The sequence below is a fragment of the Lawsonibacter asaccharolyticus genome (genome assembly GCF_022453915.1).
GTDB lineage: Bacteria > Bacillota > Clostridia > Oscillospirales > Oscillospiraceae > Lawsonibacter > Lawsonibacter asaccharolyticus.
On record NZ_CP091870.1, the window covers coordinates 2,781,597 to 2,803,563 of the forward strand.

Genomic DNA, 21,967 nt, shown 5'->3' on the forward strand with positions numbered 1-21,967 from the left:
AGATAGTTATCTAATTATGATTAGAAACCAATCGTAAAGCCCTCGCCCTCTACCTTCATGGCAGTAGACGCATTGGCACAGTAAATATCCTTTTGAGTGGCAGGGCCATCGAAGGCGCAGTCCTCAACGGTCAGGACACCGGACAGGCCATCAACATTCATAGCATTCATAGTGCCAGAATAGGTAAACTCACAGTTCTTGACACTGCCCTCGCCACCATTGAACCAGATGCCGGAGTACAGATCATCGAACACGCAGTTCTCAATCACAACCTTGCTGCTACCGTTTACGGTCAGACCATGCTGGCTTGCGGTCTTACTGCCCTTAAAGGTGATGTTCTTGATAGTCACCTCTCCACCGGCAATCAGCAGGCTATCCTGGCCTGAACCATCAGCAGCGAACATCCGGGTGTTCTCAGAGCCGATGATGGTCAAATCACGATTGATCTGATTGTTGCTAGTGGTCAGCTGGTAGTTGCCATCGGCCAGATAGATGGTGTCCACATCAGTGTTGACCAGAGCGGCGGCCAGTTCATCGCTGGTGGTGACTTCGGTCGCACCGGCGGCCACCTCGACCTTAACAACGACGGTGTTCTTGGACTTGCCGTCCTCGGCAGTGATCACAGCCTTCAGATAGAAGGTGCCCCAGCCGGCGACAGACTCAGTCTTTGTGTTGTCATAGGCGGTCCAATCGTCATCAGCAAACTGGGTGGCATTTCCAACGTACAGAGCAACGGAGGCATTGGGATTGTTGGCGGTCACATCAAAGACCACTTTGCTGCTGGCCGCAACAGTGCTGGACAGGCTGATCTCATAGTCTACGCCGTCCTCAGAAGACGCCTCGGTAACAGGCTTTTCTTTGACCTTAATGGACTTCACAGAAGCGTCATCAGAGAAAACAGGGGCCTTCTCCAGCCAGATGTAGACCAGCTCGGCGTACTCCTCATCCTCCTCGATGACAGAGACATAGGAGATCATGCCGTCGTCGTCCACACCCTCAAACATGTCGTTGATGTCGCCGTCGTCGATGACCAGCTTATCCTCATCGCCGTTCTTCTTATAGGTCTGCTCCACCACGACAAAGATGGTCTCGCCGTCGGTGTCGTACTTGACCTGTTTGTCCTCGGCGTAGTTGTGATTGTCAGTGATCCAGAAGGCGTCATGGGCGACCTCGGTCACAAACTCGTTGTCCAGCTTCACGGGCCGGATGGCGGTGAAGTAGCCGTCGTCGTTGCTCTTGACTGCCTTGTACAGCACGCCGACCTCCAGGACCTTGTTCACCTTGCTGGTATCTTTGACCCACTCGCCCTTGGCAGCATCCCACATCTGGACCGCGTCATAGGCCACGGTGATGGTCTGCTTCTGGCCGTTCACATAGGCCTTGCTGTACTCCCAGAAGTCCTCGTCCTTGTTCAGGGACTCACGGGTCTTATCGGTGAGCATGAAGTAGGTGCTGTTCTCGTCGTAGATCTCGCCATTGACGATGAAGACCACCTCGGCGGTGCGGCCGTCCTTGACATAGGCGATGTCGGCGTCATCCACGTTGGGGACCTCATCATAGCCGGTGTAAGCCACGTTGTTGTCTACGTCCACGAAGATGGTATCCCGGTCCACGATGATGCTGTTGGCACCGGTCTCGATGTAGGCCTTGCCGTTGTGGATCTGGACACCGGTCACGGTAGTCTGAGTATCCACGGTGTCATAGCAGAGATGATCGGCCTCGGTGAGGGTGTACAGGCCGGCATCATTGACGGTGTAGGCGAAGACATGCTTGTCGATGTTGGTGCGGACCTTCTGGATCTGGTCGCTGGGACCGTAGTCGGTACCGTCGTCCTTCACCCACTTGATGTCGTAGTCACCGTTATCAGACTTGACGTAGTCGTTCTTCAGCTCCACCTTGGAGGAGGTGCCGTCCTCCAGGACCACCTTAGCGACCCAGTCGCCCAGCTCCTCGTCGGAGTCCTCCACGTACAGGTACTGGTCGGGGGACTGGTCAGCCAGAGCATAACCCAGAATGTATCCCTCGGGAGTCAGGTACAGAGTGTAGTTCTCGTTCAGAACGGGGTGAACATTCTTTCCCTCGTCCAGATCATAGACGTTGTGGTTCTTGCTGGCGTAGGAGTATTTGTTGCCGTCGATGCGGACATAGCTGTCGTCGTTGTCGTTGTTGGCGCTGTTGGATTCAGCGTCTTTATCCACGCGGGTGACCTCACCGCTGACAGTCTCGGGGGCCATCAGCTCGCAGATGTAGAAGTCCTCGTCGTCGTTGTAGTCCACGGTGAAGACAACATAGTCGTCCTCCTCGAAGTCAGCGGTAGCAAAGGTGCGGTCGTCCAGCTTAGCCTCGGAAGACAGAGCACGGACATTGATGGTGCCCTCGTCTCCGTCCACCTTGGAGACCTCGCCCAGGTAGTAGTTGATCTCCACCACGGTCACGTCCAGGGTGTAGTCATCGATGTACACCTCCACGACAGCGCCCTTATCGGTGTAGACCCACTTGTCGTCCTCGTTCTCAGTAGGAATGACAGCTTCATCCTGCTCCTCACCGTTGATGAAGGCAGTCCAAGTGTACTTGTCGTCGCCCTTGGTGTCGTTGCAGACGGTAGAGCCCAGATCGTCGTACACGGCCTCTTCCTTGGTGTTGGCGGTATAGACATAGTCGGGAGTGTTAGGGACAGTGATGATTTCGTTCTTATCCAGCATCCGGACCTTGTCGGCGATCAGGCCGCCGTTCTCAGTCAGATACTCGTCCTTCTGAGTGGTGCCGGCGTTGGTGGGCACGTTGTAGGAGCCAGTGCCCCAGGTAGTGCCGGGACGGCCATAGATGGTCTCGGTGTCGGTGCGGTACACCAGGTCGAAGTTCTTGTAGCCCAGGGTCTGCAGGTAGTTGAACTCCAGGGAGTAGATGATGCCCTGGTTCTCGTTGTAGTACACACCCAGCAGCTCGTTGTACTGGACGGGCACAGTCTTGGTCAGGGCGTTGAACACCAGCTCAGCCACGTTGTCGCGGGTCAGCCCGGCGTTGGCGGTGAGCTTCAGGTCGCCATACAGGCCCAGCTGAGTGCCCTTGGCGGTGGCGGCCAGCATCCAGTCACTGCCGAAGTCAGCGGCGCTCTGGAAGTAGCCCAGGGCGCGGCACAGCATCAGCACGGCCTGCGCGGTGGTCACGGTGGCGTTGGGATCGAACTTGCCGTCGCCCACGCCGGCCACGATGCCCAGGCTGGAGCACAGGTTCACATAGCCCTGCGCCCAGGCGGGGACGTCGGTGAACACGCTGGTCTCCGCGAACTGGTTGACGTTCACACCGGCACCATACAGCATGGTGCAGATGATGACCGCCATCTCGGCGCGGGTGACTACGTTCTCGGGGCCGAAGGACCCGTCCTCGTAGCCCTCGAACATGCCGATGGCAGAGGTGACCGCCACGGCATCCTGATTGACGATCTCGGCCTTGTCGGTGAAATCGTCGATACCCTTAGCGCTGGAACCCACGACCATCATGCCCAGGAGCATAACGGAAGCCAGAGCCAGGCTGAGAGCACGCTTCAGGTTTCTCATTGGATATTCCTCCTTTTTATATTGACAAAAGTCGCTGTTTTCTGACAAACTGGGCCTTTTCCAGAATATTTCGGCCCACTATGCCTGTACAACACTTCTGACACAGGAGGAATTGGTTATAAAAAGGGGAAGATCAAGCAAAAAATCCCCGAGATCACGCCTAAAAAGTTTCCCTGGTAGACATTTGGTAGACATGCAAAAACAGAAGGAACGGCAGGGCCCTGAAACTCCAGGCTCCCGCCGCCCTTTTTTGGTAGACTTTTGGTAGACATTTCGCTTTTTTACATTTCACCGCTGCGGCACTTCCCTCCGGGATAAACCCCCTGCTTTGCCGGTAGTTCTCAGCAGCCATGGATCAAAAAATTTTCAGGGGGTACTTGACATGGAGTGGACTCCAGGTGCTAATCTGTTATCAGGCGGTCCTGCGTGAGCCGCTGTCTAATTGCAGCAGGAGGCGGTTTCTATGACTATTGCGGAGGTCAGCAAAAAATATGAGCTGTCCGCAGATACACTGCGCTATTATGAACGAATCGGCCTAGTTCCCCCTGTTCCCCGCAATAAAAGCGGGATACGAGACTACGATACAGAGTCCTGCCAGTGGGTCGAGCTGATGAAGTGCATGCGTTCCGCCGGGGTACAGATCGAGGCTCTGATCGAATATGTCGCCCTGTTCCAGCAGGGGGATGAGACCATTGGTGCCCGCAAGGCTCTGCTGATAGAACAGCGCGATCAGCTTGTGGAGCGGATGGCGGAGATGCAGCGCTCTCTGGACCGGCTGAATGACAAAATCGAACGGTACGATCAGGGGCTGATGACCAAGGAGCATCTGCTCCGTCATCTCCAGTCGCAGCAGTCCCGGCCAGACTAAACCTGGAACTGGATAAAATGCAGGAGGACATCCCTATGAAACATGAGATCATTCACACAATTTTTGAACGCGGCGGTGAGAATACTGCCTTTGCCCAGTATTTTGTGGGACAGAGCTATCTGAATATGCTCTCCACCCAGGGAGTAGCCATCGGCAACGTAACCTTTGCGCCCGGCTGCCGTAACAACTGGCACATCCACCATGCCTCCAAAGGAGGGGGACAGATCCTGCTGTGCACTGGCGGCCGGGGGTGGTACCAAGAGGAAGGGCAGCCCGCCCGCGCGCTGCGTGCCGGGGACGTGGTCCATATCCCAGCAGGCGTCAAACACTGGCATGGGGCGGAAGCGGACAGCTGGTTCATCCATCTGGCAGTGGAGGTCCCAGGGGAAGGCACCCGCAATGAATGGTGTGAGCCGGTCAGCGATGAGGAATATTCCAAATTAAACTTATCGGAAGCACTTTGAGCATCTTCTCTTTCTCCCGTTCATGCTTGCGTTCCCTCTCTTCCTCTGGTATAATGAGCGCAGTATCCTCCCCCCGCAACGACGTATTAAATTGAGGTGTTGTAATTATGAGAAAGAGAATCGTTTTTTCCCTTATGGCAAGCATTCTGCTCCTGCTCTCCGCCTGCGGCTCCATCCCCGGCATGGAGGGGGGAAGCTCCTCCGGCGGCAGTGCCAGCAGCAGCGACGGCACCTACCATGTAGGCGATACCATTTCCACCGCTTTCTTTGATTTTACAGTCAACAGCGCCGTGGCCTCCGCCGATCATGAGGGTTACACTGCCCAGGACGGCTATAAGCTGGTGGTGGCCGATTTGACTATCAAGAACACCGAGACTTATTCCATGCCAATGGGACAATATGATTTTATGATCGCCTGGGGTGACGGAGATGAGGACTTTGCCTATCCTCTGAACCAGTATTGTGAGTCCCAACTGGCTGATGAGTATGAGATTCCCATTGCCGGCAGTGCGGAAGGCTCTCTGGTCTTTGAGGTCCCCTCTGATCAGAAGGACTTTGCTCTCGGCTTTGAGGAGTACTATGAGGATGAGTCCGTCGGTGATCTGTATGTGGTGTACTTTACCGCTGAATAAGGAATCATTTCATGTATTTTGATACCCATGCCCACTACGACTCCGGGGCCTTCAACGCCGACTGGAAGGAACTTCTGGCCTCTATGCCCCAGAAGGGGGTGGAGCTGATCGTCAACCCGGGCTGCGACCTGGAGAGCTCCCGCACCGCAGTGGCCCTGGCAGAGGAATTTCCCCATGTCTACGCCGCGGTGGGGGTCCACCCCTCCGACTGCGGAGAATGGGGGGAGGGGACCCTGCTGGAGCTGCGGCAGCTGGCCTCCCGCCCCAAGGTGCGGGCCATCGGAGAGATCGGCCTGGATTACTACTGGAAGGACAACCCGCCCCGGGCTCTCCAGCAGAACGTGTTCCACCGCCAACTGGAGCTGGCACAGTCCCTCCGCCTGCCCGTTATCGTCCACGACCGGGAGGCCCACCAGGACTGCCTCTCCATCGTGCGGGAGCATCCCCAGGTCACCGGGGTGTACCACTGCTATTCCGGCAGCCTGGAGGATGCCAAGGTGCTGGTCAAGCTTGGGTGGATGCTCTCCTTTACGGGAGTCATCACCTACAAGAACGCCCGAAAGGCCCTGGAGGTCATCGACTGGCTCCCTATGGACCGGATCATGATCGAGACTGACTCCCCCTATCTGACCCCCGAGCCCTTCCGGGGCAAGCGGAACGACTCCGGCTATGTCCATCTGGTGGCAGAGACCATCGCCCAGGTGAAGGGGGTCCCCCCGGAGGAGGTCGCTGCGGTGACGCTGGAAAATGGCCGGCGGTTTTTTGGCATTTCCTAAGGTGACGCATCAAGCAGGGGCCGCCAGAACGGCGGCCCCTGGGCTATTTTAAAAAAAGGATGTTTTCTCATGACCATAACCTACGAGTATGAAGACGCCCTCTATGTGAATCTCACCAACAAGTGCAACTGCAACTGCGAATTCTGCCTGCGTCACGGCCAGAAGGAAGGCTCCATTTATACGGAGGACTCCCTCTGGCTGGAACGGGAGCCCACCCGGGAGGAGGCGCTGGACAGCTTCCTCAGCCGGGACGTCTGCTCCTACCGGGAGATCGTCTTCTGCGGCTATGGGGAGCCCACCTACCGCCTGGACGATATCCTCTGGCTGGTAGACCAGCTGAAGGAGCGTTTCGGCCGAAGGCTGCCACCTGTGCGCATCAATACTAACGGCCACGCAAACCTGATTCTCGGCCGGGACGTGGTGCCCGAGCTGAAGGGCCGCATCGACACTCTCTCCATCTCCCTCAATGCGGTCACTGCTGCAGAATATACGGCTCTGTGCCATCCTGCTCAGGGAGAGGCGGCCTATCAGGCTATGCTGGACTTCGCCCGGGAGGCCACCCGGTATGTCCCCCATGTGGTGCTTACCATTGTGGACAAGGACAAGAGCTCGGAGGAGATCGAGACCTGCAGGCAGATCGCCGCTGAGCTGGGGGTGAAGCTGCGTATCCGCAGCTTCATCGACTCCTGAGGTGTTGTCCGGCCCTGCACCCATGCAATAAAAGAGGCTGTCCATCCCGCCGGGGTATGGACAGCCTCTTTTACTGTGATTTTTACGCCGTCAGCTCCAGCTCCTCCAGCGCTTCCCGTTCATTGTCGGCCGAGAAGCAAAACCGGCCGGCCCAGTCGTAGACCTCCACGTGGCCCCTTACCCATACGATGTTATAATCCATACTGTCTTGCTCCTTTCCGTTTTCTGTGCTCTCAGTATAGCGGAAAAGAAGTCCTATAAACCGGACTTTTATCGCGGCGGAGGAAGAGAGTATTTTGTTTTTTGCAGGACGTCACGGGGACATGGTCTTACAGGACTGTCCTCTCTTGATGCTCGCGCAGGGACAGACTTGGTCCTTCACGCCGGTTTCGGTCCGGCGCGGGGAAAGGCCCCCCATCCGTCACCGCTCACGCCGTGCCACCTTCCCCCAGGAGGGGGGGGAGGGGCTTGAGGGCAGCTCTGGGAGCCGCCCTTATATGGCACCTTCAGTCACTTCGTAGGGGCGCGCATTGCGAGCCCGCCAGCTTCCTACCGCCCCCTGTTCTGCCAGGGCAGGCGCAATGCCGCCGTGGGGTGTGCACGCCATGCGCCCCCTCCCAAGCGCAAAAGAAGATCGGCTGAACTTGAAAAGTTCAGCCGATCTTCTTTACTCCTCTACGTAGTCGTCATACTCGGAGGGACAGCCGGTTTTCTTTCTCAGCTTCTCTCCGGCGCAGCCGCAGAACTCCGCCACCTTATCCCAGTAGGCGATGACCGCGCATACCACGGCGGCGGTGGTAAGCGACAGGGCCACGATCTTCAGTACGAAACGGGCGACCTTCATAAACGGGATGCCTCCTTTTCCGGTGATTCGTGTCTCTAGTGTACACGATTCTTTGGAAAATTACAATCGTTTTTCCAAATTTTCATGTGCCCTTTTCTTCCGGGCATCAGCGGGACAGCACGAATTGATACTCATCGGCGATATAGTTGGGGATGCTGTACAGCACCGCCACCGCATCGATGCCGTTGTCCTGGATATAGCCCTGGATGCTGCTCAGGTTATACCTGGGGTCAAACAGGTGGATCTGGGAGAAGCTCTGAGTCAGGAAGGGGGTCAGACTGTCGGAGTAGGAGTCCCGGATCAGCAGCAGGCGGGGGGCGTCGGTCAGGCCGGTCTCCACCACGCACAGGGGCTGGACACCCCCCAGAAAGTAGGAGTATTTGTCCTTTACTTCCAGATAGCTGTCCACATAGAGGCTTCCCTGGGATGGGGTCCCGTCAAAATAGGAGGTCACCTTCACCCCATCCGCCGGGATGTAGGTGTCGATCCGGTCCGGGGCCACCCAGCGCACCCCGGAGGCGGAGAAGATGGTCCCATAGAACTGGTCGGTCACAGTCGTCCTCTCATAGTCCGCCAGATCCACCGGCTCCATCCCCATGGCCTCCATCAGGGCGGTGTAGCCGTAATAGGCGCCCAGGCTGGTCCAGTGGTGGTCGGTGCGGTAGTAGAGCTCCTCCCCGCTGTGGGCGGAGAGGACGGAGAGCAGATCCACCGTGCGGGCCGCGGTCCGGCTGTAAAGGGTCTCAATGATGGCCGCCTCGTCGGCAGTGGGGGCCCCGTCAGGGAGCCGGTCGTGCCACACCTGGGCGGCGGAGGGGATCAGGCCGAAGTAAACCGGCACCCCGGCGTTGCTCACCAGCTGGTCCAGATACTCCAGATTCTGGTCCAGCTGCTCCCAGGTCTCCCCGTCAGGCTCCTCCACTCGGTTGATCAGGGTGTCCTGGGCCGCAAAATAGACCCCGTTGTTCTCCTGCTTGCCGCTGAGCCGCTCCCCCCACGCCTTTGCGGCTACCCAGAGGTCCCGGCCTGCGATGTGGTCGCTGACATACTTCTCTGCATTCTCCATGAATTTCCCATTTTTCACGGTCTCTATGCTCAGCTCCGGCGGCTTCTGGAGGAAGCGGTTCTCCATCTCAGAGAACTCCTCCTTGGGCAGCAGGGCGCTGATCACCAGGACGCCCCCGATGAACACCGTGAAGAGTACGGTGAGAAAAATGCTGTACGCTTTGGTCATGATATCTCCTCCTCAGAACCGGAAGTACAGGAAGGGGTTATAGGTCCCGTCCACCAGATAGGCAGTGCACAACAACAGCCCTGCCAGGATCAGTACCGCCCCCAGGATATGGGCCGTGCGGACATTCAGCCTGCGGTAGACCGCCGCCCCCAGCGGGGTGGCAGCCAGGGCAGAGATGCAGAGGACCGGCAGATAGTTGGCCGCGTAGTACTTGAAAGCCCCATCGATCAGGGGCACGCCTCCCAGACCGAACATCACCTTCAGGTACTCCCCCAGCTGTCCGAAGTCCTCGATGGCGAAGATGGTCCAGCTCACCAGCACAAAAAACAGGGTGTAGAGATGGCCTACCGCACCGGGGGCCCGCTTCAGCCACCGGAGCAGGACAAATTTCTCCACCAGCAGCAGTACCCAAAAGTACAATCCCCAGAGCACGAAGTTCCAGCTGGCCCCGTGCCAGATGCCGGTGGCCGCCCACACCAGGAACAGATTCAGGACCCACCGCCCCTTGGAGCAGCGGTTGCCCCCCAGAGGAATATACAGGTACTCCCGGAACCAGGTGGACAGAGAGATGTGCCACCGCCGCCAGAATTCGGTGATGCTCCTGGAGATATAGGGGTAGTTGAAGTTGCGCATGAACTCAAAGCCCAGCATCCGTCCCAAGCCTACCGCCATATCCGAATAGCCGGAGAAGTCAAAGTAGATCTGGATGGCAAAGGCCAGCACGCCCAGCCAGGCCCCGGCCACGGTCAGGTCCCCCGGCGCCATGGCCTTGTAGCTCTCCCACAGCATGCCCACGTTGTTGGCGATGAGCACCTTTTTTCCCAGGCCGATGACGAACATCTGGACGCCGGAGGCAAACTTCTCCACGGTGCAGGTCCGGCTGTCGATCTGATCTCCCAGATCCTTGTATTTGATGATAGGGCCGGCGATCAGCTGGGGGAACAGGGTAACGAAGGTGCCGAAGTTGACCAGCGACCGCTGAGCACGGGCGTCCCCCCGGTAGACATCGATGGTGTAGCTCATGGTCTGGAAGGTGTAAAAGGAGATGCCGATGGGCAGATGGACGTTCAGGACCGGCATGAAGTTCAGCCCCACCGCCTGAAAGGAGGCGGCCAAAAAGTCCCAGTATTTAAAAAAGCCCAGCAGCGCCAGGTTGAAAAACACCGACGACGCCACCGCCCAGCGGGCGCCTCGGTCGTTGCCCCGGGCCTTACATCGCTCCACCAGCATCCCATGGGTGTAGTCGATCAGGGTGGAAGCTACCATGATGACCACATAGATCCGCTCGCCCCAGGCATAAAAGAACAGGCTTACCGCCAGAAGGGCCAAATTCCGCCCCTTCAGCGGGACCGCATAGTAGAGCAGCAAGGTCAGTGACAGATAGACAAACAGAAACAGGGGGGTGGAAAATACCATAAGAGAGTCCTCCTCAAAGCGCAGGCGGGCGAAAGCTCGCCCGCCTGCGGAATGGGTGCTTCAGATTCAAAAGAGCGCGTTGAAGTCGTCTGCGATGGCATCGCACTGCTCATGGACCACCATCAAAATGTAGTTTCCGTTGGACACCACCCGGGAGCATTCGGTCCAGATACGGGTGGGCTCGGGATACCAGGCGCCGCCGTTGATCATGCCATCGATCCGGGCCTGGAGGATGGCCTTCACCCCATCCACGTCCTTGCTGTCCGTAACCTCGATCAGGGCCAGTTCCCCCATGTTCATGCTCATCTGGTTCACATAGACCAGCATCTGCTGGGAGGAGACGGCGCTCAGGCCGGGGTAGAAGATATCCATCAGCTCCTGGTCGGCCTGCTGCATGAAGGAGGGGAACTCATAGTCCCCGGACAGCTGGGTATAAAAAGCGGACAGGTCTGCCTGGTCCGCCGCGGGCGCCTGGGAGGAGCTGCCTCCATTCCCGCTCCCCTGGGAGGAGCTGTTCCCGCCGCCGGAAACGGGCTGATCCTCCGGCAGCTTGCAGCGGACGGTGCAGGAGGCACGCAGCTCCGTCCCCTCCACAGCGGCGGTGATGGTGGCTGTGCCCCGGGCCACTGCGGTGACGGTGCCGTCCTGGGACACGGCCGCCACCGTCTCATCGCTGGAGGTCCAGGTCACCTTGGGGGCATCCACCCCGGACACTGTGGCCTTCAGCTGATAGCTGCTCCCGGCCTTGAACAGGGAAAAGTCGGATTTATCCAGCGCCAGCGCCGCTACCGCCTCCGGCTCGTCCACCGGAGGCTGGGGGGCCTCCGGTGCGCTCTCCTCCGGTGTGCTCGTGTCCGGGGCGCTGGCATCCGGCAGGGAAATGTCGGGCTGGGAGGCGTCGGGGCTCCCCTGGCTGGAGGAGGTGCTGCCGCCAGGCTGGGAGGTGCTGCCGCTCTCCTTGGGGCCGCAGCCAGAGAGCAGGGAGAGGGAAAGGCCAAGGGCCAAAAACAGGGCAAAGGTGCGATGCTTCATCATTTCAGATCAAACTCCTTTTTAGGGGGATCGATCCGCCTGGGATCGTCTTACCCTACATTGGACGACGGTCCTGCCCAAAAAGTTCCCCCTGATCTGAAAAATTTTTGTTCCCCGCCTCAGCGGACCCAAGACACCAGGTTCCCGGTCTTCTCCCGGGGGCCGGGGAAGTCCACGGCGGGCCAGCCCAGGGCCAGTGCGGCCACCGGCATCTCCTCCGGCGTCACGCCGATCTCCGCCAGCTTCTCCTGGACCTCCCGGTCCTCCCGGGTGCGGTAGAGCTGGTTGATCCAGCAGGAGCCTACTCCTAAGGAGAAGGCGGCCAGCATCATGTTCTCCATGGCACAGGAGGCGTCCTGGACGCAGGTGGTACTCTCCTTCTGGTTGGTCACCAGAACCAGCACCGGGGCTCCATAGCGGAAGTCCTTGTCCCGGTAGTTCTCCATCTTGCGGCTGACCAGAGCGGTGAGGTCTGCCAAATAATTTGGATCCGTGATCACATAAAAATGGTTCAGCTGCTTGTTCATCCCGCTGGGCGCGAAACGGCCGGCCTCCAGGATCTGTTGGATCACCGCCTCCTGCAGCGGCTCGGGACGGTAGGCCCGGGTGCTGCGTCGGTCGTGCATCAGCTTCAACATCTCATTCATGGAACATGCTCCTTTTCTCCGTCATTCTGTCCCCGGCGTCTGTTTTTGGCCCTTTTTCGGGGGCAGCCCTCATTATATCAGCCTTTTTTCCAAATCTCCACCGGTATTTGGAAAATTTAAAAATTCCTCTTGACAAATGGGCTCCCTTGTCATAGTATAATATATGAACAAGCGCTCATATGTTTAATCGTTAGGAAGGAGACCGCTATGGAATTCGTCGATCACTGTGAGATCACCCAGGTGCACCAGGGCGCGGTGGACCAGGTCCGTCAGGTCCTGCCGCCGGATGAGGTGCTCAGCGACTTGGCCGACCTGTTCAAGATCTTCGGGGATTCCACCCGGATCAAGATCCTCTACGCCCTGCTCCGGTCCGAGCTGTGCGTGTGCGACATCGCTGATCTGCTGGGACTGACCCAGTCCGCCATCTCCCACCAGCTGCGGGTCCTGCGGAGCAGCAAGCTGGTCAAATTCCGCCGGGATGGCAAGACCCTCTATTATTCCCTGGCCGACGAGCACGTCTGCCGCATCATCAGCCAGGGGATGGAACACGTGGAAGAGTGAGCGGTGGCTTTCTTTCATTGCGGATCACGTTTGCCTATGCCCTGGCCGAAGAGGGGGACCGCCGGGCGGTGGCGGAGGAGACCGCCGTGCCAGCCTGCTGCGCCTTTCTGGAGGGGGCGGTGCCTCCCTCCAACCGTGTTCCGTCCCGTCCAGCTGTATCCCGGTGGACTCGGTGGTAATGAGACCATGACCCATCAAAAGTTTTGAGGAGTGTTGAAGATGAAAAAGACGTTCAAACTGGTAGACCTGGATTGTGCCAACTGCGCCGCCAAAATGGAGGCCGCCGTCCAGAAGATCGACGGCGTCACCGCTGCCTCCGTCAGCTTTATGGCCCAGAAGATGACCATCGAGGGGGATGACGCCCGCTTTGATGAGATCGTGAAGGAGGCAGTCAGGGTCTGCAAAAAAGTGGAGCCTGACTGCGAGATCCTGGTGAAATAAAACAGGACAGAGGGGAGCTTCCCCTCTGTCCCCGACTCTGGAGGGAACCGCCATGACAAAAAAGCAGAAAAAAATGCTCTCCCGCATCCTAATCAGCGCCGTCCTCTTTTTGCTCCTCTACACCGTCCCCGCCCAGGGGGTGGTCCTTCTCCTGCTCTACCTCATCCCCTATGCTGTTATCGGCTGGGATGTACTGTGGAGGGCGGTGAAGAACATCCGCAACGGCCAGGTCTTTGACGAAAACTTTCTCATGTCCATCGCCACCATCGGCGCTTTCGGCTGCGGGGAGTACCCCGAGGCCGTGGCCGTCATGCTCTTCTATCAGGTGGGCGAGCTCTTCCAGAGCGTGGCTGTGGGGCGCAGCCGGCAGTCCATCGCCGCCCTGATGGACATCCGTCCTGACTATGCCAATATGGAACGGGACGGCCAGCTGGTCCAGGTGGACCCGGATGAGGTGGCGGTGGGAGACACCATCGTCATCAAGGCCGGCGAGCGGGTCCCCCTGGATGGCATAGTCACCCAGGGAAACAGCGCGCTGGATACCGCCGCCCTCACCGGGGAATCCCTTCCCCGGGACGTAGCCGCCGGGGACGAGGTGATCAGCGGCTGTGTCAACCTGTCCGGCCTGCTCCATGTCCGGGTCACCAGGCCCTTTGGGGAATCCACCGTGGCCAAGATCCTGGACTTGGTGGAGAATTCCAGCGAAAAGAAGGCCAAGGCGGAACACTTTATCACTAAATTCGCCCGGTACTACACCCCCGCCGTGGTTTTTGCCGCCCTGGCCCTGGCCGTTATCCCCTCCCTGCTGCTTGAGGGAGGCTGGGGCGTGTGGGTCCCCAGAGCGCTGAACTTCCTGGTGGTGTCCTGTCCCTGCGCCTTGGTGATCTCCATCCCCCTCAGCTTCTTCGGCGGCATCGGCGGTGCCTCCAAGCATGGCATTCTGGTGAAGGGCAGCAACTACCTGGAGGCCCTGGCTCGGGCAGGCATCGTGGTCTTTGACAAGACCGGCACCCTCACCCGGGGCACCTTCGAGGTCACGGTGATCCACCCCCAGCAGCTCAGCGAACAGGAACTGTTGGAGCTGGCCGCCCTGGCGGAGCATTTCAGCACCCATCCCATCTCTCTGTCCATCCAGGCCGCCTGCCGGCCCGCCCCAGACCCGGCCCGGGTCACCGACGTCAAGGAGATCGCCGGCCGGGGCGTCCAGGCCGTGGTGGATGGCAGGACCGTGCTGGCCGGCAATCAGAAACTGATGGACCAGTTCCAGATCTCCTTTGAGGACCGTTGCCGCCACATGGGCACCATCATCCACGTGGCGGTGGATGGGGAATACGCCGGTCACATCGTCATCTCCGACCAACCCAAGCCGGAGGCCGCCCAGGCCCTTTCTGACCTGAAGGCCGCCGGAGTCCGCCGCACGGTCATGCTCACCGGCGACGCCCAGAGCGCCGCCGAGGGCGTGGCCCGGGAGCTGGGTCTGGATGAGTTCCACGCCGAGCTGCTGCCCGGAGACAAAGTGGACCAGGTGGAGCGCCTGCTGGCCCAGAAGCAGCCCAAGGAAAATCTTGTTTTTGTGGGGGACGGCATCAACGATGCCCCCGTCCTCTCCCGGGCGGACATCGGTGTGGCTATGGGAGCGCTGGGCTCTGATGCGGCCATCGAGGCGGCGGACATCGTGCTTATGGACGATGACCTCTCCAAGCTGGCCCAGGCGGTGCGCATCGCCCGCAAGACCCTGTCCATCGTCCGTCAGAACATCGTCTTCGCCCTGGCGGTGAAGGGGCTGGTGCTGGTCCTGTCCGCTCTGGGCTATGTGGGCATGTGGTGGGCCGTCTTCGCCGACGTGGGCGTCTCGGTCCTGGCCATCCTCAACGCCAGCCGGATGCTGCGGGCAAAATGACAAAGGTCCCTTTTAAGACTAAAAAACCAGGTGCCGCCCCCGGGGCGGCACCTGGTTTTCTCACGTCTGCGTCTCATCCTTGTACCGGTCGATGGGCACCAGCCCCCGGAAAAAATCGTCGTACTGGGCGTTCAGCACGGTCCTCAGGGCAATCAGGTCGCTGACGAACAGATTTCTCCGCCCGGTCTCGATCTGGGAATAGGCGGACTGGAGCATGGGCCTGCCAAGCTGTGCCATCCTGGCGCACACATCCTCCTGGGTCAGCCCCCGGGCCTCCCGCAGTTTCCGCAGGTTCCCGCCGATGCTGAGTTCCTGTATCAGCTTTGCCATAATCGCTCCTTTCAAATTATTGCTATTGCGATTTTCTCGATCACAGCAAATGCTATGGCGCAATGATCACTATCTGGCGATAATTATATTTTTGCCCAATAAAAGCCCCCTGTCCCGAGGGGGAACAGGGGGCCGCCGTCCACTTATTTGCCGCAGAAGTCCTTGGCGACCTCCACGATATGCTCCGCGCTCAGGCCGAACTGCTTGAGCAGGTCGGCGGCGGGGCCGGAGTGTCCGAACTCGTCGTTGACACCGATGCGGCGCACCAGGGTGGGGCACTTCTCGCTGAGCAGGGCGCACACCGCCTCACCCAGGCCGCCGATGACGGAGTGCTCCTCGCAGGTGATGATCTTTCCGCACTCCTGGGCCGCCTTCAGCACCAGCTCCTCGTCCAGAGGCTTGATGGTGGCCATGTTGATGATCCGGGCGCTGATCCCGGCTTCCTTCAGGGCCTTGCCCGCCTCCAGCGCCTCATAGGAGAGCAGGCCGGTAGCGATGATAGCCACGTCGGAGCCGTCCATGAGCACCTCGCCCTTGCCGATCTGGAAGGTGAAGCCATCCTCCTCGTGGAACACCGGCACGGCGGAGCGGCCGAAGCGCATGTATACGGGGCCCTCATGCTCATAGGCCGCCTTCACCATGGCCCGGGCCTCCACGTCGTCGGAGGGGGACATGACCACCATGCCGGGGATGGTGCGCATCAGGGCGAAGTCCTCACAGCACTGGTGGGAGGCCCCGTCCTCGCCCACGGAGATGCCGCCGTGGGTGGCACCGATCTTCACATTCAGGTGGGGGTAGCCGATGGAGTTGCGCACCTGCTCAAAGGCGCGGCCGGCGGCAAACATGGCGAAGCTGGAGGCAAAGGGGACCAGTCCCATGGCGGCGGCGCCGGCGGCAGCAGACATCATATCCGCCTCGGCGATGCCGCAGTTAAAGTGGCGGTCGGGGAACGCCTTCTTGAATACGGCGGTCTTGGTGGCGCCGGCCAGGTCGGCGTCGAACACGATCAGGTCGGGATGGGAGGCGCCCAGCTCAGCCAGCGCGCTGCCATAGCTGTCCCGGGTCGCGATCTTCTTCACATCTGCCATCTTACATCCCCTCCACTTCTGCCAGGCGGGCTTTCAGCTCGTCCATGGCGGTCTTGTACTCCTCGTCGTTGGGGGCCTTACCGTGCCAGCCTGCCACGTCCTCCATGAAGGAGACCCCCTTGCCCTTGATGGTGGTCATGATGATGGCGAAGGGGACGCCCTTAGTGGCTCTGGCCTCGTCAAAGGCGGACTCCATCTGCTCGAAGTCGTGGCCGTCGATCTCCCGGACCTGGAAGCCGAAAGCCCGCAGCTTCTCCGGGATGGGGTAGGGGCTCATCACGTCGGTGATCTTCCCGTCGATCTGCAGGTTGTTATTGTCGATGATGACGCACAGGTTGTCCAGCTTATACTGGTGGGCAAACATGAAGGCCTCCCAGGGCTGGCCCTCCTCGATCTCGCCGTCACCCAGCAGGGTGTAGATCCGGCAGTCCTTCCCCTGGTACTTGGCGGCCAGGGCCATGCCGGCGGCGGCGGACACGCCCTGGCCCAGGGAGCCGGTGGACATGTCCACGCCGGGGGTCTCGTTCATGTTGGGGTGTCCCTGGAGGCGGCTGCCGATGTGGCGCAGGGTCTTCAGCTCCTCCCAGGGGAAGAAGCCCTTCAGGGCCAGGGCGGCGTACAGGCCGGGGGCGGTGTGTCCCTTGGAAAGGACGAAGCGGTCCCGCTCCTCCCACTTGGGGTCGGCGGGGTCCACCTTCATCTCCCGGAAGTACAGATAGGTAAACAGGTCCGAGGCGGACAGGCTTCCGCCGGGATGGCCGGATTTGGCGCCATAGGTGGATTCGATGACGCCCATGCGCACCTTGCAGGCGTTGGCCATCAGTTGCTTTTTCTCACTGGCTGTCATGACGTTCTCCTTCTTCTTCGATTTCCGGTCGCAGGTCCTTCTCTCTCTTCCCGCGGCCGGAGCGTTTCTATGCGTATTATAAAACAGTCCTTCCAAAAGTGCAAGGGACCGTCCGCTTACTTTCCATGAAACGATGGGATGGACCCATGCATAAAAAAGAAAAGAGGCTCCCTGTTCCCAAAGGGGGAGACAGGGAGCCTCAGTTTGCCGAAAAAAGCCTCGCAGAGTTCGCGCCTGCGCGCGGCAGACTGCATCTTTCTCGAAAAAGCGGCTTTGCCGCTTTTTCGACCGTCTCATGCCATCGCCAGCCCGGAGTAAGGGGTGTCCATGGGGATGGTCACGTCCAGGCCTGGGATGGTGATGCTCTCCCCGGCGGCGTCACAGTAGTAGATGTCCAGGGAAGAGGGCTCCCCCTTCTCCGGGTCCACAAAGTTGTACTGGAGGGTATGCTGGATGCTGTCCAGGATGGTGGCCGCCAGCTCCCCCGCGTCATACACGTGGAACTCCTCCTTCTGGGGGTCCGGCGGACCGGTAAAGATGGAGCAGGTGTCGGCAAAAGACACCGTCATGCCGCCCGGACCGCTGGTGATCTCGTCCGCCAGATCCAGGTTCCAGCCGGTGAGCTCCGCCATACCGGCGATCATGGCCTCCGCGGGCACCAGGCCCTGCTCGTCCAGCTCCCCTTCATAGGTCATAGGGTATTCCTGAAATGTCCCATCCATGCCGATGTACAGGGTGTACTCTGTCCCCTGGGGCTGGGCCTGGCTCCCGCCGGCCGAGCCGTCCGCCTGTTGACTGGAACTGCCGGCGGAGGACTGGGAGCCTGCCGGCTCCTGGGCGGAGGTGCCGGGGTCCGGGCTCCCGGACGCGCTCCCTGTCGGCGTCTCGCCTCCGACGCAGGCGGCCAGACTAAACAGCAGGGCTCCGGCACAAAATACAGATACTAGCTTTTTCATCGTTTCCTCCTTTTCCACGATGGCCTTGGGTCTCTCACTCCGCTCTGGAGTGATTGGGGCTATCATAGCCACATCCGCCTCCGCCGTCAAGGAATTTTCCCCAACCTTCACACTTTGGTCACGGAATCTTTACCGCCCGGTCAAAAAAGCCCGCTCTCTGACCGGAGGAATATTTTATCAAATGGACGAATTTGGGAAAAGGGGCGAGGCAGTGCCATGCCTTCTCCCCTGGAGGGGAAGGACTGGGGCGCTTTTCTGTCAGGCCGGAGCAGGCGGGATTTCTTGACTTTCCGCAGAAGTGGGCATATTATGAAAAATACTTGATCGTCAGGGGGAAATCAGAACTATGTTTCACTATCTGGACAATGCCGCCACCACACAGACCCGGCCGGAGGCCGCTCAGGCGGCTGTGACCGCCATGACGGAGGAGTGGGGCAACCCATCCTCCCGGTACGCCTTCGGCCAGGAGGCGTCGGGACGGCTGAAGGAGCATCGGGCACAAGTGGCCGCCGGCCTGGGCTGCCGCCCGGAGGAAGTGTACTTCCTCTCCTGCGGCACTGAGGGGGACAACTGGGCCATTGCCGCCGCAGTGGAGAAGAACCGGCGGAAAGGAAAACACATCATCACCACCGCCATCGAACACGCCGCGGTGCTGGAGCCCATCCGGGAGCTGGAACGGCAGGGCTATGAGGTCACCTGGCTCCAGCCGGACCAGCAAGGGATCATCACGGCAGAGCAGGTGGAGGCGGCCCTGCGCCCGGACACCATCCTGGTGGCCATGATGCTGGTGAACAACGAGCTGGGCACCGTCCTCCCGGTGGCCGAGACCGCCCGCGCCATCCGTGCGGCCCGCTGCCCCGCCCTGCTCCACTGTGACGCGGTCCAGGGCTTTCTGAAGGTCCCCTTCACCCCGGAGGAGCTGGGGGTGGACACCCTGGCGGTGAGCGGGCACAAGGTCCACGCTCCCAAGGGCATCGGGGCCCTGTATATCCGCCGGGGGCTGAGGCTGCCGCCGCTGATCCGGGGGGGCGGACAGGAGGAGGGACTGCGCTCCGGCACGGAGCCCACGGCCCAGACCGCCGCCTTTGCCGCCGCGGTGGAGGCGGGGCGGGCCAGCCTGGAGCGGGACCTGGCCCACATGCGGGAACTGAAGGACTACGCCGCCCGCACCCTGCGGGAGCAGGTGCCGGGGCTGGAGCTGATCGGGGCGGGGACCGCCCCACACATCCTCCCTGTCACCCTGCCCGGCTACAAGAGCGAGGTGGTGCTCCGCTTCCTCAGCGACAGGGGGATCTATGTCTCCTCCGGCTCCGCCTGCCACAAGGGCAAGCCCAGCCATGTGTACGCGGCCCTGAAGCTGCCCAAACCCCAGCTGGACGGCATACTGCGGATCAGCTTCTCCTACGACACCGCCCGGGAGGACGTGGACGCCCTGGTCCAGGGGCTGAAGGAGGCTCAGGCCCAGCTGTTCACCAGTTTGTCCTGAGGGGAGCGTCAGACACAGAAGAAAACAAATAAAGAATAAAGGAGTGGAGCGGGATGACACCGGACCTGCGGATCACGGTCCTGATGGAAAATACGGCCCGGGAGGGGCTGGAGGCGGAGCACGGCCTGTCCTTCTTCCTGGAGTACCGGGGCAGGCGCTTTCTGCTGGATGCGGGCTCCTCCGGCCGGTTTGCGGACAATGCCCAAAAGCTGGGGGTGGACTTGGATGGGGTAGAACTGGCGGCTCTGTCCCACGGACACTACGACCATGCCGACGGCCTGCGGGCCTTTTTTGCCCTCAATGACAGGGCCCCGGTGTATATACGGCCCCAGGCGGGGGAGGCTTACTACTCCAAGTCGGGAGGCTCCCCCAGATTTGTGGGCATCCATCGGGAGATCTGGGAGGGCTTCCGGGACCGCTTCGTGCCGGTGGATGGGCTGTACCCCCTCTGCCCCGGGGCCTGGCTGGCGCCGGAGACCGTCCGGGGCGGGCCCTTTGCCAGCCGGGAGCCCAATCTGCTGCGCAAGGTGGGGGAGGACCGGTTCCTGCCCGACGACTTTTCCCACGAGCAGTCCATGGTGCTGGAGACCGGGCGGGGGCTGGTGGTGCTCAACTCCTGCTGCCATGGGGGTGTGGTAAACATCGTGAAGGGCGTGCTGGACCAGTTCCCGGGACAGCGGGTGTATGCCCTGCTGGGCGGCCTGCATATGCTCAGTCCTGGGGCCAATGCGCTCAACTGTCCCCCGGACTATGTCCGCCAGGTGGCCGCCGCGCTGCTGGAGCTGGGTGTGGAGCACCTGTGGACGGGGCACTGCACTGGTCCTGCCGCCTTTGCACTGCTGAAGGAGGAGCTGGGGGACCGGGTGGAGCCCCTCACCGGCGGAATGCGGCTGGGTATTTAAGGAGCGGGATATCGTCCATGTTTGGACGGACTCATTAGCAATTTCAGAAGCCCTCTGCAAAAAACAGATCGCAGAGGGCTTCTTCCGTTTGTTCAAAATAAATTCATAAAGTAACTATTGACAATTTGGAGGTCCGGTGGTACTCTATCGTTAGCACTCAGGGAATATGAGTGCTAAAATTAGAAAAACACCGAGGTGAGCGTGCAATGGAACTGACCGACCGGAAAAAGCGGGTCCTGCGGGCCATCGTGGAGACCTATATCAACACCGCCGAGCCGGTGGGCTCCAAGGCCATCGCCCAGCTGGCTGGATTGGATGTGTCCGCCGCCACCATTCGCAATGAGATGGCAGACCTGACCGAGATGGGGCTGCTGGAACAGCCTCACACCTCCGCCGGGCGGGTCCCCTCCGCCGCAGGTTACCGTTTGTATGTCAACGAGTTGATGGGGCAGCACCAGCTGACCCTTCAGGAGACGGAGCGGATCAACAGAGCGCTGAACCTGAAGATGGAGGAGCTGGACCGGGTCATCGACCAGGCCGGCAAGGTCCTCTCCCAGATCAGCGACTACCCGGTGTTCTCCATCGCGGCCGGCCCAGAGCGGGTGACAGTGAAGCGGTACGATCTGCTGATGGTGGAGAAGGGCGCTTTCATCGTGGTGGTGATGACCGACACCAGCGTGGTGAAAAACAAGATCATCCGGGTGCCGGGAGAGCTGTCCGAGACTCAGCTCCAGCTGCTCTCCGCCGTGCTCAACAGCTCCTTTGTGGGGCTGGAACTGGCTGAGATGCTGGAGGCACTGGAAAAGATGGAGGCCCACTCCGCCCCAGGTGCCTTTGAGATGATCTCCCTGGTGGTGGACTTTGCCATGGAGATCCTGGAGGAGCAGAGCCGCAAGACAGTACACACCGCCGGGATCACCCACCTGCTGGAGCACCCGGAGTATCACAGCCTGGACAAGGCTAAGCCGCTGATGACCTATCTTTCAGAGGAGTCGGAGGCATCCAAGCTGCCGGTCGCCCTGGACGGCGGCAGGAACATGAACATCCTTATCGGCCCGGAAAATGTGAACGAGGCCCTGAAGGACACCAGCGTGGTGATGGCCAGCTATGACATCGGCGACAACATGCGGGGCGTCATTGGTGTGGTGGGCCCCACCCGTATGGATTATGCAAAGGTGACCGCCCGCCTGTCCTACTTCGCCGACAGCCTGACCCGGATGTTCGGCAAGGGAGAGCTCCCCTCCGGAGAAGGAGACGGGGACGGGCAGGCGCAGGAATAGGAGGAAAGGATAGCCC

Annotated in this window: 22 protein-coding genes; 12 read left to right on the forward strand and 10 right to left on the reverse strand. The window is 60.2% G+C overall.

Features of this window, described 5'->3' with window-relative positions:
• Positions 1–20: 20 nt before the first annotated feature.
• Positions 21–3,557: an S-layer homology domain-containing protein gene (locus tag L9O85_RS13380; RefSeq protein WP_301578898.1), complete on the reverse strand. Its 3,537-nt coding sequence runs from the start codon at positions 3,555–3,557 to the stop codon at positions 21–23.
• A 463-nt stretch (positions 3,558–4,020) separates the two neighbouring features.
• On the opposite strand from L9O85_RS13380, the gene L9O85_RS13385 reads away from it, so the two are divergent.
• From L9O85_RS13385 to L9O85_RS13405, 5 genes are all read left to right on the forward strand, one after another.
• On the forward strand, positions 4,021–4,425 hold the full coding sequence (locus tag L9O85_RS13385; RefSeq protein WP_050622794.1) for a MerR family transcriptional regulator: 405 nt from the start codon (positions 4,021–4,023) through the stop codon (positions 4,423–4,425).
• A 35-nt stretch (positions 4,426–4,460) separates the two neighbouring features.
• A complete protein-coding gene (locus L9O85_RS13390) occupies positions 4,461–4,889 on the forward strand; it encodes a cupin domain-containing protein (RefSeq protein ID WP_050622793.1) in 429 nt (142 codons plus the stop codon).
• Between the two features lie 107 nt (positions 4,890–4,996).
• Positions 4,997–5,521 (forward strand): DUF4352 domain-containing protein, encoded by a 525-nt coding sequence (locus L9O85_RS13395; protein ID WP_082203469.1) that lies wholly within the window; start codon positions 4,997–4,999, stop codon positions 5,519–5,521.
• Positions 5,522–5,532: 11 nt separating this feature from the next.
• Entirely contained in the window at positions 5,533–6,297 is a 765-nt protein-coding gene (locus L9O85_RS13400; protein ID WP_301578899.1) for a TatD family hydrolase, read from the forward strand.
• A gap of 69 nt (positions 6,298–6,366) precedes the next feature.
• Complete coding sequence (locus L9O85_RS13405) at positions 6,367–6,987, forward strand: TatD family nuclease-associated radical SAM protein (RefSeq protein WP_301578900.1); 621 nt, start codon at positions 6,367–6,369, stop codon at positions 6,985–6,987.
• A 667-nt stretch (positions 6,988–7,654) separates the two neighbouring features.
• Here the strand turns inward: L9O85_RS13405 and L9O85_RS13410 are convergent.
• The 5 genes from L9O85_RS13410 to L9O85_RS13430 form a co-directional block, all read right to left on the reverse strand.
• A complete protein-coding gene (locus L9O85_RS13410; protein ID WP_170116196.1) occupies positions 7,655–7,831 on the reverse strand; it encodes a hypothetical protein in 177 nt (58 codons plus the stop codon).
• 106 nt (positions 7,832–7,937) lie between these two features.
• Positions 7,938–9,065, reverse strand: a complete 1,128-nt coding sequence (locus L9O85_RS13415; RefSeq protein ID WP_276758410.1) for a DHHW family protein — start codon at positions 9,063–9,065, stop codon at positions 7,938–7,940.
• A gap of 12 nt (positions 9,066–9,077) precedes the next feature.
• On the reverse strand, positions 9,078–10,481 hold the full coding sequence (locus L9O85_RS13420; RefSeq protein ID WP_108979957.1) for an MBOAT family O-acyltransferase: 1,404 nt from the start codon (positions 10,479–10,481) through the stop codon (positions 9,078–9,080).
• 66 nt (positions 10,482–10,547) lie between these two features.
• Entirely contained in the window at positions 10,548–11,516 is a 969-nt protein-coding gene (locus L9O85_RS13425; protein WP_301578903.1) for an Ig-like domain-containing protein, read from the reverse strand.
• Between the two features lie 116 nt (positions 11,517–11,632).
• Positions 11,633–12,160 carry a nitroreductase family protein gene (locus tag L9O85_RS13430; RefSeq protein ID WP_108979955.1) on the reverse strand — a complete coding sequence of 176 codons (528 nt, stop codon included), beginning with the start codon at positions 12,158–12,160 and terminating at the stop codon, positions 11,633–11,635.
• Between the two features lie 207 nt (positions 12,161–12,367).
• Here L9O85_RS13430 and L9O85_RS13435 point away from each other — a divergent pair, with 207 nt between their 5' ends.
• The 4 genes from L9O85_RS13435 to L9O85_RS13450 are packed head-to-tail and all read left to right on the forward strand — an operon-like array spanning position 12,368 to position 15,062.
• Positions 12,368–12,721, forward strand: coding sequence for an ArsR/SmtB family transcription factor (locus L9O85_RS13435; RefSeq protein WP_050622785.1), 354 nt, complete (start codon positions 12,368–12,370; stop codon positions 12,719–12,721).
• Positions 12,722–12,738: 17 nt separating this feature from the next.
• Positions 12,739–12,900, forward strand: a complete 162-nt coding sequence (locus L9O85_RS13440; protein ID WP_276853671.1) for a hypothetical protein — start codon at positions 12,739–12,741, stop codon at positions 12,898–12,900.
• Positions 12,901–12,940: 40 nt separating this feature from the next.
• Complete coding sequence (locus L9O85_RS13445; protein WP_050622784.1) at positions 12,941–13,162, forward strand: heavy-metal-associated domain-containing protein; 222 nt, start codon at positions 12,941–12,943, stop codon at positions 13,160–13,162.
• A 52-nt stretch (positions 13,163–13,214) separates the two neighbouring features.
• On the forward strand, positions 13,215–15,062 hold the full coding sequence (locus tag L9O85_RS13450; protein WP_276758415.1) for a heavy metal translocating P-type ATPase: 1,848 nt from the start codon (positions 13,215–13,217) through the stop codon (positions 15,060–15,062).
• Positions 15,063–15,122: 60 nt separating this feature from the next.
• On the opposite strand, the gene L9O85_RS13455 is transcribed toward L9O85_RS13450, so the two are convergent.
• The 4 genes from L9O85_RS13455 to L9O85_RS13470 form a co-directional block, all read right to left on the reverse strand.
• Positions 15,123–15,392 (reverse strand): helix-turn-helix domain-containing protein, encoded by a 270-nt coding sequence (locus L9O85_RS13455; RefSeq protein ID WP_301578905.1) that lies wholly within the window; start codon positions 15,390–15,392, stop codon positions 15,123–15,125.
• A 143-nt stretch (positions 15,393–15,535) separates the two neighbouring features.
• Positions 15,536–16,480, reverse strand: a complete 945-nt coding sequence (locus L9O85_RS13460) for a transketolase family protein (protein ID WP_050622781.1) — start codon at positions 16,478–16,480, stop codon at positions 15,536–15,538.
• A 1-nt stretch (position 16,481) separates the two neighbouring features.
• Complete coding sequence (locus L9O85_RS13465) at positions 16,482–17,327, reverse strand: transketolase (RefSeq protein WP_050622780.1); 846 nt, start codon at positions 17,325–17,327, stop codon at positions 16,482–16,484.
• A 293-nt stretch (positions 17,328–17,620) separates the two neighbouring features.
• The gene (locus L9O85_RS13470; protein WP_108979952.1) at positions 17,621–18,283 is read right to left on the reverse strand and encodes a hypothetical protein; all 663 of its coding nucleotides are present in this window, start codon (positions 18,281–18,283) and stop codon (positions 17,621–17,623) included.
• 346 nt (positions 18,284–18,629) lie between these two features.
• Here L9O85_RS13470 and L9O85_RS13475 point away from each other — a divergent pair, with 346 nt between their 5' ends.
• The 3 genes from L9O85_RS13475 to hrcA all read left to right on the forward strand — a co-directional run bounded on the left by L9O85_RS13475 (position 18,630) and on the right by hrcA (position 21,951).
• A complete protein-coding gene (locus L9O85_RS13475; protein WP_301578906.1) occupies positions 18,630–19,769 on the forward strand; it encodes a cysteine desulfurase family protein in 1,140 nt (379 codons plus the stop codon).
• A gap of 53 nt (positions 19,770–19,822) precedes the next feature.
• Positions 19,823–20,671: an MBL fold metallo-hydrolase gene (locus L9O85_RS13480; RefSeq protein ID WP_301578907.1), complete on the forward strand. Its 849-nt coding sequence runs from the start codon at positions 19,823–19,825 to the stop codon at positions 20,669–20,671.
• Positions 20,672–20,877: 206 nt separating this feature from the next.
• Positions 20,878–21,951 (forward strand): heat-inducible transcriptional repressor HrcA, encoded by a 1,074-nt coding sequence (hrcA, locus tag L9O85_RS13485; protein WP_050622776.1) that lies wholly within the window; start codon positions 20,878–20,880, stop codon positions 21,949–21,951.
• Positions 21,952–21,967: the final 16 nt, after the last annotated feature.